The following is an 18319-nucleotide window of genomic DNA, read 5'->3' on the forward strand; positions in this document are numbered from 1 at the left end:
GGGGGCGCAAGCGCCCCCGTTCTGTTGTTGCTACGGCAACGGCTGCTACAGCAATGGCTGCCGCAACCTTTTCTATTGCTTATTTCCCCGAGGCCGCGTCGAGCGCGGCCATCTGGCGCTTGAGCAGCGGCGCGAGATAGCGGCCCGTGAAGCTCGCCTTCGCCTTCGCCACCTGCTCGGGCGTGCCTTGCGCCACGATCTGACCGCCGCCCGCGCCGCCTTCGGGGCCCATGTCCACGATCCAGTCGGCGGTTTTGATCACATCGAGATTATGCTCGATGATCACCACCGTATTGCCCTGGTCGCGAAGCCGGTGGATCACCTCCAGCAAGAGCGCGATGTCGTGGAAATGCAGACCCGTGGTCGGCTCGTCGAGTATATACAGCGTGCGGCCCGTGTCCCGCTTCGAAAGCTCGAGCGACAGCTTCACGCGCTGCGCCTCGCCGCCCGAAAGCGTGGTGGCCGACTGGCCGAGGCGGATATAGCCCAGCCCCACGTCCAGCAGCGTCTTCAACTTGCGCGCCACGACCGGCACGGCCTTGAAGAACTCGTAGGCCGCCTCGACCGTCATGTCGAGCACTTCGCTGATGTTCCGGCCCTTGTACTGGATCTCCAGCGTCTCGCGGTTGTAGCGCTTGCCGTGGCAGACGTCGCAGGGCACGTAGACATCGGGCAGGAAGTGCATCTCCACCTTCAGCACGCCGTCGCCCTGGCAGCTTTCGCAGCGGCCGCCCTTCACGTTGAACGAGAAGCGGCCCGACTCGTAGCCGCGCTCCTTGGCCGCCGGCACGCCCGCGAACAGCTCGCGGATGGGCGTGAAGAGGCCCGTGTAGGTGGCCGGGTTCGAGCGCGGCGTGCGGCCGATCGGCGACTGGTCGACGTTGATCACCTTGTCGAAATGCTCCAGCCCCTCGATGGCCTCGAACGGCGCCGGCTGCGCCGACGAACCGTACAGATGCTGCGAGACCGCGTGATAGAGCGTGTCGTTGATCAGCGTGGACTTGCCCGAGCCCGAGACGCCCGTCACACAGGTCAGGAGACCCACCGGCAGGTCGAGCGTCACGCGCTTCAGGTTGTTGCCGTAGGCTTCGATGATGCGCAGGCGCCGCTCGCCGGGCTCGATGCGCTCGTCCGGGTAGTCGATGCGGCGTGCGCCCGAGAGGTACTGGCCGGTCATCGAGGCCGGATCGTTCTCCACCTCCTTGGGCGTACCCTCGGCGATCACCATGCCGCCGTGCTCGCCGGCGCCCGGGCCCATGTCGACCACGTAGTCGGCCATGCGGATCATGTCTTCGTCGTGCTCGACGACGATCACCGAATTGCCGAGGTCGCGCAGATGCTTGAGCGTGGAGATGAGGCGGTCGTTGTCGCGCTGATGCAGGCCGATGGACGGCTCGTCGAGCACGTACATGACGCCCGTGAGGCCCGAGCCGATCTGCGAAGCGAGGCGAATGCGCTGCGCCTCGCCGCCCGAGAGCGTTTCGGCGCTGCGCTCGAGCGAGAGGTAGTCGAGGCCGACGTTATTGAGGAACATCAGCCGCGCGACGATCTCCTTGACCACCTTGTCGGCGATCTCGCGCTTGGCGCCTTCGAGACGCAGTGTCTGGAAGTAGCCGAGCGTGTCGCGCAGTGGCCAGCCGCTCACTTCATAGATGGCGCGAGCCTGTTCGCCCGTACCCGCATTGGAGCCGATCCGCACGAAGCGCGCCTCGCGGCGCAAGCGTGTGCCTTCGCAGTGCGGGCAGGCCTGGTTGTTCTGATACTTGGCAAGCTCCTCGCGCACCGCGGCCGAATCGGTTTCGCGGTAGCGGCGCTCGAGGTTCGGGATGATCCCTTCGAATACGTGCTCGCGCACCGAAGTGCGGCCGCGCTCGTTGATATATGAGAACGGGATCTCCTGCTTGCCCGAGCCGTAGAGCAGGATCTTGCGCACCTTCTCGGGCAGGTCTTCGAACGCGGTGTCGATGTCGAAATCGTAGAACGCGGCCAGGCTCTGCAGCATCTGGAAGTAGAACTGGTTGCGCCGGTCCCAGCCCTTCACCGCGCCCGCGGCGAGCGAGAGCGACGGATGCGCTACCACGCGCTTCGGGTCGAAGAACGTGATCTGGCCGAGACCGTCGCACTCCGGGCACGCGCCCATCGGGTTGTTGAACGAGAAGAGGCGCGGCTCCAGCTCTGGCAGCGAGTACGAGCAGATCGGGCAGGCGAACTTCGAGCTGAAGAGGTGCTCGCGGTTCGTGTCCATTTCGAGCACGATGGCGCGGCTCTCGGCGAGGCGCAGCGCAGTCTCGAACGACTCCGCGAGACGCTGCTTCATGTCGGGGCGCACCTTCAGGCGGTCCACCACCACGTCGATGGTGTGGCGCTCGCTCTTCTTGAGCTTGGGCAGCGACTCGACTTCGTAGATTTTCGCCTCGCCTTCATTGGCGGTGCCGCCGCCCGAGCGCACGCGAAAGCGCACGAAACCCTGCGCCTGCATGTCGTCGAAGAGCTCGGCGTGCTCGCCCTTGCGGTCGACGACCACGGGCGCGAGGATCATCATCCTGGTCTCTTCGGGCAGCGCGAGTGCGGCATCGACCATCTGCGAGACGCTTTGCGCCTCTAGCGGAATTTCGTGGTCGGGGCAGTAGGGCGTGCCCACGCGTGCGTAGAGCAGACGCAGGTAGTCGTGGATCTCGGTGACCGTGCCCACTGTCGAGCGCGGGTTGTGCGAAGTGGCCTTCTGCTCGATGGAGATGGCCGGCGACAGACCCTCGATCAGGTCGACGTCGGGCTTCTCCATCAGTTGCAGGAACTGGCGCGCGTAGGCCGAAAGGCTTTCCACGTAGCGGCGCTGGCCTTCCGCGTAGAGCGTGTCGAACGCCAGCGACGACTTGCCCGAGCCCGAGAGCCCGGTGATCACCACGAGCTTGTGGCGCGGCAGGTCCAGATTGACGTTCTTCAGGTTGTGGGTTCGGGCCCCACGGATACGGATTTGTTCCATGAACCTGCGGGAGAAAGGGGGGCTAAACCTGCTACTATAACGACTTTTCCAGACCGCCGTTACGGCTTGCTGAGGGTCTTTGAAAGGGTCCCGAATGGCTGCAGTGAGGCGGCACGAGGGACGCTGAAAGAGGGCGTGGGACCAGCGTAAGCGCTGAAGCGCTAACTCTGGTCAATACGGGGGCTGCCCGCTTCGTTCCCGTTCATGCAAGACCGCCACGGCCGCAATGAGAACGCCGCGAAGTTCGCCCGATGCCCGTTGCACGTCTCGCCCGCCCCAAGGCCCAATAACGCACATTCACGCGCGCGCAGCGGCGGCCCAATCAGAAAACGCTCCGATGTCCTCCAATTCACCCGCTACTTCTTCACGCATGAGCGCGCCGGAAATGCGCGCGACCGTGTCGCTGGCCGCGATCTTCGCGCTGCGCATGCTGGGCCTGTTCATGATCATGCCGGTGTTTTCGGTCTACGCGAAAACCATTCCCGGCGGCGACAACGTGCTGCTTGTCGGCATCGCCCTTGGCGCCTACGGCGTCACGCAGTCGCTTCTCTACATCTTTTACGGCTGGCTTTCCGACAGGATGGGCCGCAAGCCCGTGATCATCACCGGCCTCGTGATCTTCGCCCTGGGCAGCTTCGTGGCGGCCTTCGCGCACGACATCACCTGGATCATCGTCGGCCGGGTGATTCAGGGCATGGGCGCGATTTCCTCGGCGGTCCTCGCGTTCATCGCCGACCTCACCTCCGAAGAGCACCGCACCAAGGCCATGGCGATGGTGGGCGGCTCGATCGGCCTGTCCTTCGCCGTGGCGATCGTGGGTGCGCCCATCGTATTTCACTGGGTGGGCATGAGCGGCCTGTTCGCGCTCGTCGGCGTGTTCTCGATCCTCGCGGTGGGCGTCGTACTGTGGATCGTGCCCGATGCGCCCAGGCCCGTGCATGTGCGTGCGCCATTCGCCGAAGTCCTGCGCAACGTGGAACTGCTGCGCCTGAACTTCGGCGTGCTCGTGCTGCACGCCACCCAGACCGCGCTTTTTCTCGTCGTGCCGCGCCTGCTGGTGGACGCCGGCCTGCCGGTCGCCGCGCACTGGAAGATTTATCTGCCGGTGATGGGCGTCTCGTTCGTCCTGATGGTGCCTGCCATCATCGCCGCAGAAAAGCGGGGCAAGATGAAGGCCGTGTTGTGCTCGGCCATTGGGCTTATCCTGATCGGCCAGCTCCTTCTCGGCTCGCTTGCGCATACCATTGCAATCGTGGCGGCCGTGCTGTTCGTGTACTTCCTTGGGTTCAACATCCTGGAGGCTTCGCAGCCCTCGCTGGTGTCCAAGCTCGCACCGGGCAACCGCAAGGGCGCGGCCACGGGCGTCTATAACACCACCCAGTCGATCGGGCTTGCGCTCGGCGGCGTGGTGGGCGGGTGGCTGCTCAAGCACGGGAGCGCGAGCGCGGTTTTCTACGCGTGCTCGGGCCTTGTGTTTTGCTGGCTTATAATCGCGGCCTACATGAAGGTGCCGGTGAAGGCGCAGCCCAAGCGGGCTTGATGTGGCTTGATGGGGCCGGGTTGCGGCCTGGGCCGCGGGCGCGCCCGCCCTCTGCTTTGAAGCGAACCCGGCGTTCGCAGCAACAATTTTCGCGAAAGGTGGTCCGCGCGCGATGCATCGCAATGTGAAGTCGATGCGCGAATTGCGCGGCCGCTCCTCGCAACGGAATCAACAGGAGAAACTCATGGCATCCGTGAACAAGGTGATCCTCGTCGGCAACCTCGGCGCCGAACCGGAAGTGCGCTATCTGCCCAGCGGCGACGCGGTGGCGAACATCCGCCTCGCGACCACCGACCGCTACAAGGACAAGGCGTCCGGCGAGTTCAAGGAAATGACCGAATGGCACCGCGTGGCGTTCTTCGGCCGTCTGGCCGAGATCGTCTCCGAATACCTGAAGAAGGGTTCGTCGGTGTATATCGAAGGCCGTATCCGCACGCGCAAGTGGCAGGCGCAGGACGGCACCGACCGTTACTCGACCGAAATCGTCGCCGACCAGATGCAGATGCTGGGCGGCCGCAGCAGCGGCGCCTCGTCGGGCAGCGACATGGGTGACGACGGCGGCTACAGCCGCGAGCAGTCCGCACCGCGCGGCGGTGGCCGTGCCGCAGGCGGCGGCGGTGCGCCGCGCGCGAGCGGCGGTGGTGCTGGCGGCGCCGGTGGCGGCCGTTCGAACGCGCCGGCCGGCGGCGGCTTCGACGAGATGGACGACGATATTCCGTTCTAAATCCGAGCCCTCTCGCAGCCCTCTCGGTTTTGCTGATTTTTGCTGATTGAAGCCCGCGCTCCGCAAGGAGCGCGGGCTTTTTCCTTTCGTTGTGCAGCAGCACCCCGCTGCGGCGTTTTCGCACAGGCAAACGGTTCCGCGTCTGAACCGGCGCTTTTTCTGATCTGCGTCACGGCAAAACTTCCTCGTCGGAGTGACCATTTAAAAGATGCGCGGAATTTGCATCTTACGAGTCGCCTCGCTGCGTTCCGACAGTCGATGCATCTCATCGACAAGCCCTGGCACCGTCACCCACAAGGAAAGGAGAAAGCCGTGTTTTGCTATCAATGTGAACAGACCGACCGCAACAATGGAGCGCAGGGTTGCGCATCGGCGAAGGGCAACTGCGGCAAGGACGCCACCACCGCGGACCTGCAGGACCTGCTGATCCACGCGGTCAAGGGCATCGCCCAGTACAACGCGCTCGCGCGTGCTGCGGGTCGCCCCGATCGCGAAGCCGATCGGTTCATTCTCTACGCGATGTTCACGACGCTCACCAATGTGAACTTCAACGCCGCGCGCTTCGTGGGGATGTTGCGCGATGCCGCACAGCACCGCGATCGCGTGAAGGCGAGCTACGAGACGCTGGCGTTCGCGCAGGGCGTCGCTGCGCAGGAGCCGGCTGGTCCGGCGCGCTGGCAACCCGGCGCGAACATCGCGGAGCTTCAGGCGCAAGCCCGGCTCGTCGGTGTGAATGCGGGACTCGAGACACTCGGCGCCGATATCGTCGGGCTGCGCGCGTTGGTGCTCTATGGTTTGAAGGGTGTTTGCGCGTACGCGCATCATGCCCGCGTGCTGGGCTACGAAAGCGAAGAGGTCTATGCGGGCGTGGAGGCGGCGCTCGAATTTCTCGCGAGCGAACCCGAGCAGGCTAACGCGCTGCTCGAGCACGCACTCGCGCTCGGGAATTTGAACCTCAAGGTGATGGAGTTGCTCGACGCCGCCAATACGGGCCGCTTCGGCAATCAGCAGCCTACGGCCGTGCGCATGACGCCGGTGGCGGGCAAGGCGATCCTCGTTTCCGGCCACGATCTGGGTGACCTCGAAGCATTGCTCGAAGCCACCAAAGATAGCGGCGTGCAGATCTACACGCACGGCGAGATGCTGCCCGCGCACGCTTATCCGAAGCTCAAGGCCTACCCGCATCTCGCGGGCAACTACGGCGGCGCCTGGCAGGATCAGCAGGCGGACTTCGCTAACTTTCCCGGCCCTGTGCTGATGACCTCGAACTGCCTGATCGAGCCGCTGCCGCAATACCGTCAACGCGTCTTCACGACCGGTCCGGTGGGCTGGCCCGGCGTGCGCCATCTCGAGCATGGCGCCTTCGCGCCGCTCGTGCAGGCGGCGCACGCCTTGCCCGGCTTTCACGAGACGGGGCCCGAGGAGAGCATCACCGTGGGCTTTGCGCGCCATTCCGTGCTCGGCGTGGCGGACAAGGTGATCGACGCCGTGAAGGCCGGCCAGATTCGCCACTTCTTCCTGATCGGCGGCTGCGACGGCGCAGCGCCTGGCCGCAACTACTACACCGAGTTCGCTGAGGCCGCGCCGCAAGACACCGTCATCATGACGCTCGGCTGCAACAAGTACCGCTTCAACCGGCACGCGTTCGGCGACATCGGCGGCATTCCGCGTCTGCTCGACCTCGGCCAGTGCAACGACAGCTATTCGGCCATCCGCATTGCCGTCGCGCTTGCCGATGCCTTCAAGTGCGGCGTGAACGACTTGCCGCTTTCGCTCGTGATCTCGTGGTTCGAGCAGAAGGCCGCTGCGGTGCTGCTCACGCTGCTCGCGCTCGGCATCCGCAATATCCACCTCGGACCGACCTTGCCGGTCTTCCTCACGCCAGGCGTGCTGCAAATCCTCGTCGAGCAGTTCGGCATTCAGCCGATCGGCGATGCGCACGCCGATCTCGCGGCGGCGCTCGAACGCAAGGCTGCGTGAATTGCAGCGGTGTTGCAGCGGCGTTGCGTCGGCGTTTCATTGACGCGACGCCGATGTTCAGCCGACATTGAATGAGGTAGCGCTGAGGTATTCATGAGTCATCGAATTGAAATCACTACGCGCGACGGCCAGGCATTCGAGTTTGCGTGCGAGCCTGGACAGGACGTGCTGGCGGCGGCCGCGGCGGCGCAGATCACCCTGCCGTCGCAGTGCCGGCGTGGCAGTTGCGGCGCGTGTTACGCGAGCGTTGCCGAAGGCGAGTACACGCTCGGCGCGCACAGCGCGGACGCGCTGCTGCCCGGCGATCCGCACGCGGTCCTGTTGTGCTGCACGACGCCGCAAAGCGACTTGCGCATTGCCGCGCCGTACGACGGCACGAAGGTGCTGCTGCAGCCGGTAGCAGTGCGGCGCGCGCGCATCGCCGCACTGGAGACGATCGCGGATGACACGCGCCGCGTCGAACTGCAACTCGAGCCCGACGACGCCTACGGCAGTGCCGCCGAGTTCGAAGCGGGGCAGTTCGTCGAGTTGGAGTTGCCCGAAAGTGGTGTGCGCCGGCCGTTCTCGCTCGCCAATACGAGCAACTGGGACGGGCGGCTCGAACTGCTGATCCGGCTGCGCGCGGACGGCGTGTTTTCGTCATACCTGCGCGAGCATGCAAAGGTGGGCGACGCGCTCATCGTGCACGGACCGCAGGGCGGCTTCGGCCTCTTCGCCGAGAGTCTGCGCCCGCGCTGGTTCGTCGCGGGCGGCACGGGGCTCGCCCCGGTGCTCTCGATGCTGCGCCGCATGGCCGAGTATCAGGAGATGAACGACGCACGTCTCTTTTTCGGCGTGAATCGCGCGAGCGAGCTGTTCATGGTGGATGAGCTCGATCGGTTGCAGTCGGAGCTTGCGCAGTTGCGAGTCGAGCTTTGCGTGCGCGAGGGCGAGGGCGGCGACGAGGACGAGGGCAGCGACGGGCAAGACGCACGGCGAGGCTTTCGTGGCACGCCGGTCGAGGCGCTGAAAGTCGCGCTCGCGTCGGCCGATACGTCGGCCAATACGTCGCCCAATACGGCGGCCAATACGTCACCCAATGCGTCGCCCGATCTCTATGTGTGCGGTCCGCCCGGCATGGTGAGCGCTGCACAGGCGGTGGCGATGGCGGCAGGCGTGCCCGCCGCGCAATTCGCCAGCGAGCGCTTCGCGGTCTGACGCATAGCCTCGTGTTTTGCCTTGAACCTCGCCCACGGGCGAGGTTTTTTATTGACATTAAGTCATTAAATGTCAAAATGTCAGGCATGGCGAAACATCCCAAAGCGTCCCGCGACGAGCAATCCAGCGAAGACCGGCTCCTTCTGCGCGAAGGCCGCAAGATTGTCGAGGCACTCGGCCAGACGCTTGCGCCGCTCGTCGAGGTGGTGTTGCACGACCTCACGGCGCCCGAGCATTCGGTGGTCGCGATTTCGAATAATCTCTCGGGTCGCGAGATCGGCGATGCAGCCACCGAAATGGGCCTTGCCCGCATTACCGATGCCGGCTTTCCCGAAGTCGTGGCCAATTATCCGAATCGCTTCCCCGACGGACGCCCGGTCAAGAGCACGTCCATCGGCCTGAAGAACAGCGCGGGCGAGTACGTCGCGGCCATCTGCCTGAACATGGACGTTTCGCTGCTTGGCGCGGTCACGGCTGGCTTGGGGCAGCTCATGCAGACCGCTGCGGCCGCACCTGTCGCGGAAACGCTGACGCCACGCGGCAGCGGCGAGGCGCGCGAGAGCGTGCGCGCCGCGCTGGAGCGCTTCGCCGCCGCACGCAACACCACGCCCATCGGCATGACGCTCGCGCAGCGCCGCGAAGCGGTGCGCGAACTGGCCGACAGCGGCCACCTGAACCTGCGCCACGCGCTGGCTGAAGTGGCGCGCACGCTCGGCGTGGCGCGCTCGACCGTCTACACCTACCTACCCAGCGAGCAATGACCATGAGCACCCTGCCGATTTCCTTCGATGACGTGGCTGCCGCGCACGAGCGTATTCGCGGCGTCGCGCATCGCACGCCTGCTATGACCTCGCGCACGGCGAATGCGCTCGCGGGCGCGGAGCTGTTCTTCAAGTGCGAGAACTTCCAGCGCATGGGTGCCTTCAAGTTTCGCGGCGCGTATAACGCCATCGCGCAGTTCACGCCGGAGCAGAGGGCGGGCGGCGTGATCACCTTCTCGTCGGGCAACCATGCGCAGGCTATCGCGCTCTCGGCGCAACTGCTGGGCGTGAAGGCCGTGATCGTGATGCCGCAGGACGCGCCCGTGGTGAAGGTGGAGGCGACGCGCGGCTATCGCGGCGAAGTCGTGTTCTACGACCGCTATACCGAAGACCGTGAGGCGCTCGGCCGGCGCCTGGCTGCCGAGCGCGGCCTCACGCTCATTCCGCCCTACGACCATCCGCACGTGATGGCGGGGCAGGGCACGGCGGCGAAGGAGTTATTCGAGGACGCGGGCGAGCTCGACGTGCTGCTCACGCCGCTGGGCGGCGGCGGACTGCTCTCGGGCTGCGCGACGGCCGCGCATGCGCTCGCACCGCGCTGCACGGTGATCGGCGTCGAGCCCGAGGCGGGCAACGACGGCCAGCGCAGCTTGCAGACGGGCTCGATTGTCCACATCGACACGCCGAAGACGATCGCCGACGGCGCCCAGACGCAACATCTGGGTGGCTATACGTTCGCGGTGATCCGCGAGCGCGTGAGCGAGATCGTGACGGTGAGCGACGTGGAGTTGGTCGAGACGATGAAATTTTTCGCGAGCCGCATGAAGCTCGTGGTCGAGCCTACGGGTTGCCTCGCCGCGGCGGCTGTCCTGCAGCGCAAAGTGGATGTGCGCGGCAAGCGCGTGGGCATCGTGATCTCGGGCGGCAATGTCGATCTGCTGCGTTTCGCGGAGCTGACGGGCGCGCAGTCATGACCTGAGCGTGGCGCACGGCTTGACGTGCAGGCCGCGCATGCGTGGCGCCAAGGAGGGCGCTTTATGCACCTCCCGGCGCGGCGTCACCCGAGCCACCCGAGCCAAGCGCGCCGCGCGCTAGCTGAGCAATGCTGCGAGCGCCGCGCGCGCGTTCGTCGCGTGCTCGCTCTCGCCTGGGCGCCCCGGCAGCAGGTGGAATTCGAATGCTCAGGTATGGCCGATGGTGGCGGGTATCGCGGCGCTGTGCATGCCGCAGGTCGCGGTGATCTCGTTCGCAAGCGTCTTCCTGCACGACTTCGTCCATGCTGGCAGCGCTGCAATTGGCGCGGTGCTCGTAGCGGTGCAACTCCGCGCAGCATGCATGCGCGTCTGGAGCGGACGCCCGTCTGGCTTGGAGCAGCCGCATGCGCGGCGCTGACGTGGCCTGCATTTGCGCGCATATCGTCTCCGTCAGATGCCGTCGGCGAAGCTGCCGCACATTCGCACAAGGTAAAGGAACACGCGACGGTGCGTGCGGTATGTTGACCGTCGCTACACGCGGCATTGTCCGACATATCTAACGACGTGCAATGCACTCCGATGAGAAGTCTCTAATTTGCTTCGCATAACTGAATCAATGATTGCAGTTAAAGAAGGGTTTGACGTTTCGGAAATCTCTGATTCAGAGAATCTTTAATCGATGTTCAGATGACGGCTCCAGAAAGATTGCGCCTCGCGCAATACAGGCATCATGAGGCCCGGCTGCAAGATCGGGCACGCATAGGCCGAACCGATATCCCTACTACATCGAGTGAGAGCCAACTTGAAACTACGAGTCGTCCTTGCCGACGATCATCCTTTCGTCCTGCTGGGCGTTCGCTCCGCGCTCGAAGCTGCGGGAGGCATCGAGGTCGTCGGCGAAGCGTCTGGACCGGGTGCGCTTTTGCGCACACTTGAATGCGTGCCATGCGACATCGTGCTGACCGATCTCACCATGCCCGGCGACACGGGTCAGGCGGAAGACGGTCTGCATCTCGTGCGGCGCCTGTGCCGCGACTGGCCGCAGTGCCGCATCGTCGTTTTGACCAGCATTACGAACGTCGCGATCCTGCGCGCCGTGATGAACGCGGGCGTGACGGCGCTCATTCGCAAGAGCGAGCCCATCGACGAGCTCACCGGCGCGGTGCGCGGCGCGGGCAGCGGCCAGCGCTACGTGAGCCCCCCGATCCTGGAGGAGCTCGCCGCCACGGGAACGGAGCGCGCGGAAAGCACGCGTGCACCGCGCCTGTCGCCACGCGAATCGGAAGTGGTCCGGCAGTTCGTCCACGGCCGCACGATCACCGAAATCGCGCGCGCGCTGGATCGGGACGTGCGTACCGTGAGCCGCCAGAAGCGCGACGCCATGGCGAAGCTGGGCGTGAACAACGACGCAGGCCTTTTCGCCTTCGTGCGGGCTCACGGACTCCTATGAGCTCGCCGTCGACCACCCGGTCCCGTGTCTGGCCCGCTCACCTGAAGTCGGAGTTCGGCCGCGAGAGCGGTGTGCGCAGCCTGCAGGAGCTGGCGCTGCCGGACGTCGGCGACCGGGCGCTGCCCGTGCGTGTCATCGTCGCCGACGACCATCCGCTCGTGCTGTTCGCGCTCGACAACCTGATCGCCACGCTGCCGAACATGCGGATCGTCGCGCGCGCGCAATCGGTGGCGCAACTCTTTCAGGAAGCCGCACGGCACGAGTTCGACCTCGTGCTGATGGATCTTTACATGCCCGGCGAAGGGCGCGAGGAGGGGCACGATGCGATCCGCAGCTTTCAGCGCGAGTATGCGGGCAAGCCGGTCGTCGTGCTCACCATGGAAAACGATGCCGCGGCGCTGCGCAGCGCAATTGAGCTCGATGTCGAGGCGGTGCTCAGCAAGCGCGACCGCATCGACCTGATTCCTGTCGCCATCGCCTCGGCAATGGCGCACGAGCAATACATCGGCCCGGTGGTGCGCGACCTGCTGGAAAAGGCGTCGCGTGCGCAGAGACGGGCACACGTGCATCAGGTGCTGTCGCGGCGCGAGTTCGAAGTCTTCACGCACTATGCCGGTGGGCTCGGCGTAACCGAAATTGCCAGCCTGCTCGGGCGCAGCGTCAAAACCATCAGTGCGCAGAAGTGCGCGGCCATGAAAAAGCTCTCGCTCAACAGCGACATCGAGCTGTATCGATTCGCGATCGAGTGCGGCGTCGTCCAGGACGAGACGTCCTGAAGAAAGTGCGTGCGCGCGCAACGCTCGCAGTTTGCGAGGCGGTTCAGACGGAGCCGACAGGCGACCCGCGCCGTCGTCTGTCGGAATCCGCCCCGCCGCATCCTGTCATGCCATCCGAATTTTAAGAGTTGTCCTATCCGGCGATGAGAGTCGTCTGATCATAATTTCCCACTCGACGCGCGAATAGTCGCACAGCGCGACTCTCATTCGATTCCCCCTCTGACATCGCTGGCGAGCCGCTGCGCATGCCGCCGCAGGTATGCCTGCAAGAGGGTTGCGCACCGGGTTGCAGGTCGGACCGGCAGGGCACGGAGGCACGACAATGAAGCTCGGTAGGCGTTTGGCGGTTGAAGGCGCAGGCACGGCGTGGCTCGTGTTCGTGGGCTGTGCGAGCGCCGCGCTCAATGCCAGCGCGCCTGCACAGGGCTGGAACGTTTTTGACATGGCGGCGGCATTCGGCCTCGCGCTCGCCGTCGCGAGCTATGCATCGGGGCGGGTGTCGAGCGCGCATTTCAACCCCGCCGTCACCATCGGCTATGCCATTTCAGGCCGCTTTCCCGCCCGTGACGTCGCACCCTATGTCGCCGCGCAGACCGTGGGTGCGCTCGCGGGGGCGGCGCTGCTCGCCGCCGTTGCGAGCGGCCGGCCGGGCTTCGCCTTCGTGGTCTCGGACTTCGGCAGCAACGGCTACGGTGAGCATTCGCCTTCCGAATACACGTTCGCCGCGGTGTTGGTCATCGAATCGATCATGACGTTCGCATTCGTGCTCGTTCATCTCGTCGTGTCGGATTCGCCGCAACGTCGCGGGTCAGCCCCCGCAGCGCTGGGCGCGTGCTTCGCGGCGATCTACCTGATCGCGATTCCGGTGAGCAACGGCGGCATGAATCCGGCGCGCTCGACGGGCCCCGCGCTGTTCGTTGGCGACTGGGCACTCGATCAACTCTGGCTTTTCTGGGCCGCGCCGATGCTGGGCGGCATGATTGCAGGTGTTTGTCACAGGTTGATGATGCGACGTCGCTCGTATCCGGATGCGAGCGCGGGTGGGGCGCTCGGCGACGCTTGAGCGCCGCACCGAAGCCTCTATGAAAGCGACGTTGCCCGATCGACCGGTTGTGCCCATTGCGCTGGTTGCACTGATTGCGCCGACCGTGCGGCCGCGCATGCCACGCTCGCCGCAGCGCCTGTCTTGTAAGCAGTCCTGGTCATATCTCACCTATTGCGCGCTCGCGCAAGCGCTCCGCTTTGCGATGCTCGCGTGCTTCCTGTTTTGCCTGGCGATCGGCGGTCCCGCGCGCGCTCAGCAAACCGGAGCGGCGATGTCCGGCGAACCACCCGTGCACGCATCGCCCCAATCGGGCCCGGCGGCCGACTCCCCAGCCATGGCGGACGAGCCGGGCGTGTTTCCACGGGTACTCACGGTCGGCGTGGTCGCGGGAGGCTGGCAGCCGCTCGAGGTGCTTGAGGGCAACACCTTGAGCGGCTTCAGCGCCGACTACCTGCGGCTCATCGTCGGCTCTCAGGTGAGGCTCGTGCCGCGCGTCTACCCCAATATGACCGCGCTCCTCGCGGGCGCGTGCGCTGCTGAAGTCGACGTGGTCATGAGCCTTGCGCGCAACACGCAGCGTGAGCGCTGCCTCGCGTTCACGGTGCCTTATCTGAGCGGCCATGTCGCGTTCGTCACACGCGTGGGCAACGAGGCGATCGCCACCACGGCCGGCCGCTTTGCCCGCGCGCGCATCGCCGTCGAACACGGCTATGTTCTCGAATCGCTATTGCGAGAGCGCTTTTCGCAAGCGGAAATTCTTTCGTTCACCGACACTGGCGCGGCCATGCACGCCGTCGCGCAGGGCAGTGCCGATGTCTATGCGGGTTTCGCTCCTGTCGTGCGCTATCAGCTCAGCCACCACGACGAGTACCGCGGGCTGCGTGTCGCCTACGAGGAGCGCATCCGGGTGAGCGAACTGCGCTTCGCGGTGCCGGTTTCGAAGGTAGCGCTGCGCGATCAACTGAACCTGGCCGCGGGCGGCGTGCGGCCGGCTGTGGCGGCTGCATTGCGTGCGCGCTGGCTAGATACTGCCGGGGGCGCCGGACAGGGCGCGGAGCGGCATTCGCCGCCGTTCGTCCTTGATGCCGGCGAGCGCGCATGGCTGCGCTCGCTGCCGCCGTTGAAGGTGGGCGTCGACTCGGCTTGGCTGCCTTTTAGTCATGCGAGCCGTCGCGGCTATGTCTCGGGCATGGCGAACGACTACCTCGATTATCTGAGCCGCAAGCTGGGCGTGACATTCGAGCGCGTGCCGGCGCCCAACTGGCTGGATGCGGATAACGCGTTCCGGCGCGGCGAATTTGCCATGCTCGCGACCACGGTGGGCGATGGGGGATTGCCGGCCGCCACGCTCTATACCCAGGCCTTCGAGCGCTATCCGCTCGTGATCGTCGGCCGCCGCGACGAACCGATGGCGCGCAGCCTGAGCGATTACGCCGGGCGCCGCGTGGTGCTGGCGCCGCATGCGCCGGCGGCACACATGCTTTTTGGCGAGGCACAACCCATTCATACGGTGCGCGCCGCCACGCTCGCGCAAGGGCTTGCGCTGGTCCAGCGCGACGACGCAGACCTGCTGGTGGGCGACGCGGCGGCACTCGATGAGCCGCTCAGTCGCGAATACCTCGAATCGCTCAAGGTGGTGGGTGCGATCGGCACGGATGCGGCGATGGCCTTCGCGGTGCGCACCGACCTCGCGCGGCTCAAGACGCTCATCGATCGCGCGCTCGACGCGATGTCGCCCGTCGAGCAGCAGGAGATTCGCAACCGCTGGACGGCGGTGGCCGCCGAGCGCAGCGGCGGGTGGAGCGTCAATGCGCTCAGGCTCTTGCCGCTGCTGATCGCGTTCGGCGTGGTGCTGCTAATCACGCTGCGGGCCTACGTGCTCTTGCAGCGCGAAATGCGCCGCCGCCGGCGTGCCGAGCAGGTGCTCGCGAAGCAGGTCGAGCTGCAGGACACCATGACGGAGATGATTCCGTATCCGCTTGGCGTGCGCGACCTCGAAAACCGCTATCTCGCGGTGAACCGCGCATACGAGGAGATGACCGGCGTGCGGCGCGGCGAGGTGCTTGGCCGCACGGGCACCGCAGTGGCGGCGTGGGGCGCGGAAAACAGCCTGCGCGTGGACGATCTCTATAGAAAGACGCTGGAAGAGGGCAAGGGCCAGCGCGTCGAGTTCGTGTTCGACGGCCCCGGCAGCGCCGGCGCCCCCGACACCGGAAAGCGCCACGGCATTTTCTGGACGCGCTTGTGTCGCGATGCCCGCGCGGCGCCCTTGTGCGTGCTCGGCACGATGATCGACATCACCGACATTCGCCGCGCCGAGATGCGTGCGCGCGCGTCCGAGCGGCTGCTCTCGGACGTCACGCGCTCGCTGCCCGCGATCGTGTTCCAGTTGCGGCGCGGCTCCGATGGCCGCTACGCATTCCCGTACCTCGGCGGCGACACGCAGCGCCTGCTCGGTGCCGCCGCCGCACAGCTCATGCGCGCGAGCGCGCTCGACCTCGCGCGCGTGAACCGGCGCGACCGCGCGCGGCTTGCCGCGGCGCTCGAGCGCTCGGCGCGTTTGCTCACGCCGGTGAACACCGAGTTCCGCTTCCACGGCGCGGCCGGGCTGCTCTGGGTACGCGCGGAGTTCGTGCCGCGGCGCGCGGAAGATGGCTCGGTCGTCTGGAGCGGCTACGCCGTGGACGCGAATGTCGAACACGCACGCGCCGACGAGCTCGCGCGCGCGCGCGACCTGGCCGAGGCGGCCTCGCTTGCCAAGGACGACTTTCTCGCGATGATGAGCCACGAGATCCGCACGCCCATGAATGGCGTGCTCGGCCTCGTGGAGGTGCTCGAGCGCACGCCGCTCAATTCCGATCAGACGCAGATGGTCGGCATGGTGCAGGAGTCGGCCGGCGCACTCTTGCAGATCCTCGACGACCTGCTCGATTACTCGAAGATCCAGGCCGGGCGCCTCGCGATTGCCTCGGAGCCGTTCGACATACGCGAACTCGTCGACAACGCCGTCGGCTTGCTCGCGGGGCGGGCGCACGAGAAGGGACTCAAGGTGCGCGTGGACGTCGGAGCCGCCGTGGGAGCGCTGCTGCGCGGCGACAGCGTGCGCCTGCGGCAGATTCTGTTCAATCTGCTCAGCAACGCGATCAAGTTCACGCCGCACGGGGAAGTGAGCGTGAGCGTGACGGCGCGCGACGTGGTGGGACCGCGCGGCAAGCCGCCGCGCCAGCGCGTCTCGATTACGGTGGCCGATACGGGCATCGGCATTGCGCCCGAAGCGCAGGCGCAGCTTTTCGAGCCGTTCGTGCAGGCGGAAACATCCACTACACGGCGCTTCGGCGGCACGGGACTGGGCCTGACGATCAGCCGCAAGCTCGCGGCCTTGATGGGCGGCACGCTCGAGTTGCGCAGCGAAATCGGCCGGGGCACCCGTCTCAAGCTGCATATCGAATTGCCGCTCGAAGCACGGGCCTGTCGCGCGAATGCCCTGCGCGGCAAGCGCGCGCTCGTGGTATGCGACGATGCCCGCGTGGCCGGCGCGCTCATGCATTTCGGCGTGTCGCTCGGCATGAAGATGACGCGTATCGAGTCCGGCCCGCGCGGCCTGGCCGCCATGCACGAGCTGGCGGTGCACGACGGTGTCGATCTGGTGTTCGTTCCGGAGACGCTTGCGGGTGTGCTCGATGGGCTTGGCGTGCCGGTTGTTCGTTTGACGGACAATCCCAAGCCGAGCGGTTACCGGGTGGCGGAGTGCGGGGTGCGCGTGAGCATCAATCCGCTTTCGTGGCGTGGCCTGGGAGCGGCGTGTGCGATGGCGCTCACTGGCCTCCCCACGGTCGCTGCGCGGCCCGCGCTGGCGGCGGAGACGGCGCTCGCGGCACCCGATCGCGAGAAGGAGCGTGCGGCGGGGCGCCTGATTCTCGTGGCCGAGGATCACCCGGTGAATCAGGAGCTGATCCGTCATCAGCTCGCACTGCTCGGCTTCGCGTGCGACGTGGTCGACGATGGCGCGCAAGCGCTCGAGGCGCTGGAGAAGGAGCGGTACGGCTGCCTGATTACCGATTGCCATATGCCGAATGTATCGGGCTATGACCTCGCGCGGCGGGTGCGCGAGATCGAAGCGGCTGAGGCGCGCAGGAAGGGCCGGACCGCAGGCGGGACGCCGCGTCTGCCGATTCTCGCCATCACGGCGAACACGGCGCCCGAAAACTTGCGCTTGTGCCGCGAGGCAGGCATGGACGAGTGCCTCATCAAGCCCACGCGTGTCGCCACGCTGCGCGACCAGCTCGCGCGCTGGTTCGGCGTGGAGAACGCGCTTCGCGCCGCGCAGGAGCAGGTCACGCCGGGCCCGCGCGACGGCGCCGGAGCAAGCGACGAGAGTGCGGGCCCGTGCGACGCCGGCGAGACAGACGAGACCGATCCGCTCGATCTCGCGCACATGATCCAGGTGTGGGGCGGCGAGGCGACGGTGAAGACGTTGCTGGGGTCGTTCGTCAGCGCGATGCGCGACGATCTGGATCTGTTGCCGGAGTTGCTCGAGGACGTCGATATCGCGCGCCTGCGCGAATGGCATCACCGGCTCGCAGGCGCGGTTGGCGTGCTGCATTATCCGGCGTTGCTCGCCGTGCTCGAAACCTGGCGCGCTCACATGAACACTCATACGCCCGAGCAATTGCGCGCGGAAGGGTTCGCGCTCGTACGCACTTGCCACGCGATGCTCGACGGCATCGAGCAGCAGGCCGCGTTGCTTGCCTGAGTGCACCTCAGGCTTGGCGCATTCACGCCGGGCGTGAAGCTGGCAGTTCTGCCAGAAAAGTACGAGAGTTCGCTAAGGTCTGCTAGAGACCCGCGCGCTCTAATTGGACCATGGGTACAAAAAACAGCGAAAAAAA

The 18319-nt window shown here is 66.0% G+C and carries 11 protein-coding genes; 10 read left to right on the plus strand and 1 reads right to left on the minus strand.

The annotated features are described in order from the left end of the window. Positions 1–79: 79 nt before the first annotated feature. Positions 80–2983, minus strand: coding sequence for an excinuclease ABC subunit UvrA (gene uvrA, locus L5014_RS13475; protein ID WP_238464244.1), 2904 nt, complete (start codon positions 2981–2983; stop codon positions 80–82). A gap of 337 nt (positions 2984–3320) precedes the next feature. On the opposite strand from uvrA, the gene L5014_RS13480 reads away from it, so the two are divergent. From L5014_RS13480 to L5014_RS13525, 10 genes are all read left to right on the plus strand, one after another. Then, positions 3321–4523 (plus strand): MFS transporter, encoded by a 1203-nt coding sequence (locus L5014_RS13480; RefSeq protein WP_338019287.1) that lies wholly within the window; start codon positions 3321–3323, stop codon positions 4521–4523. Positions 4524–4707: 184 nt separating this feature from the next. Then, positions 4708–5247 carry a single-stranded DNA-binding protein gene (locus L5014_RS13485; protein ID WP_238464245.1) on the plus strand — a complete coding sequence of 180 codons (540 nt, stop codon included), beginning with the start codon at positions 4708–4710 and terminating at the stop codon, positions 5245–5247. 312 nt (positions 5248–5559) lie between these two features. After that, positions 5560–7227, plus strand: coding sequence for a hydroxylamine reductase (gene hcp, locus L5014_RS13490; RefSeq protein ID WP_238464246.1), 1668 nt, complete (start codon positions 5560–5562; stop codon positions 7225–7227). Between the two features lie 93 nt (positions 7228–7320). Continuing rightward, a complete protein-coding gene (locus L5014_RS13495; RefSeq protein WP_238464247.1) occupies positions 7321–8424 on the plus strand; it encodes a 2Fe-2S iron-sulfur cluster binding domain-containing protein in 1104 nt (367 codons plus the stop codon). An 86-nt stretch (positions 8425–8510) separates the two neighbouring features. Beyond that, a complete protein-coding gene (locus L5014_RS13500) occupies positions 8511–9185 on the plus strand; it encodes a helix-turn-helix transcriptional regulator (protein ID WP_238464248.1) in 675 nt (224 codons plus the stop codon). Between the two features lie 2 nt (positions 9186–9187). Continuing rightward, complete coding sequence (locus L5014_RS13505) at positions 9188–10159, plus strand: threo-3-hydroxy-L-aspartate ammonia-lyase (RefSeq protein WP_238464249.1); 972 nt, start codon at positions 9188–9190, stop codon at positions 10157–10159. 802 nt (positions 10160–10961) lie between these two features. Then, on the plus strand, positions 10962–11609 hold the full coding sequence (locus L5014_RS13510; RefSeq protein WP_238464250.1) for a response regulator: 648 nt from the start codon (positions 10962–10964) through the stop codon (positions 11607–11609). A gap of 95 nt (positions 11610–11704) precedes the next feature. Beyond that, the gene (locus L5014_RS13515; protein WP_420800067.1) at positions 11705–12385 is read left to right on the plus strand and encodes a response regulator; all 681 of its coding nucleotides are present in this window, start codon (positions 11705–11707) and stop codon (positions 12383–12385) included. A gap of 322 nt (positions 12386–12707) precedes the next feature. Next, positions 12708–13448: an aquaporin Z gene (aqpZ, locus tag L5014_RS13520; protein WP_238464252.1), complete on the plus strand. Its 741-nt coding sequence runs from the start codon at positions 12708–12710 to the stop codon at positions 13446–13448. Positions 13449–13467: 19 nt separating this feature from the next. After that, positions 13468–18183: an ATP-binding protein gene (locus tag L5014_RS13525; RefSeq protein WP_238464253.1), complete on the plus strand. Its 4716-nt coding sequence runs from the start codon at positions 13468–13470 to the stop codon at positions 18181–18183. The last annotated feature ends 136 nt before the right edge of the window (positions 18184–18319 follow it).

This window comes from Paraburkholderia tagetis (genome assembly GCF_022213065.1).
In the GTDB taxonomy this organism is placed as follows: domain Bacteria; phylum Pseudomonadota; class Gammaproteobacteria; order Burkholderiales; family Burkholderiaceae; genus Paraburkholderia; species Paraburkholderia tagetis.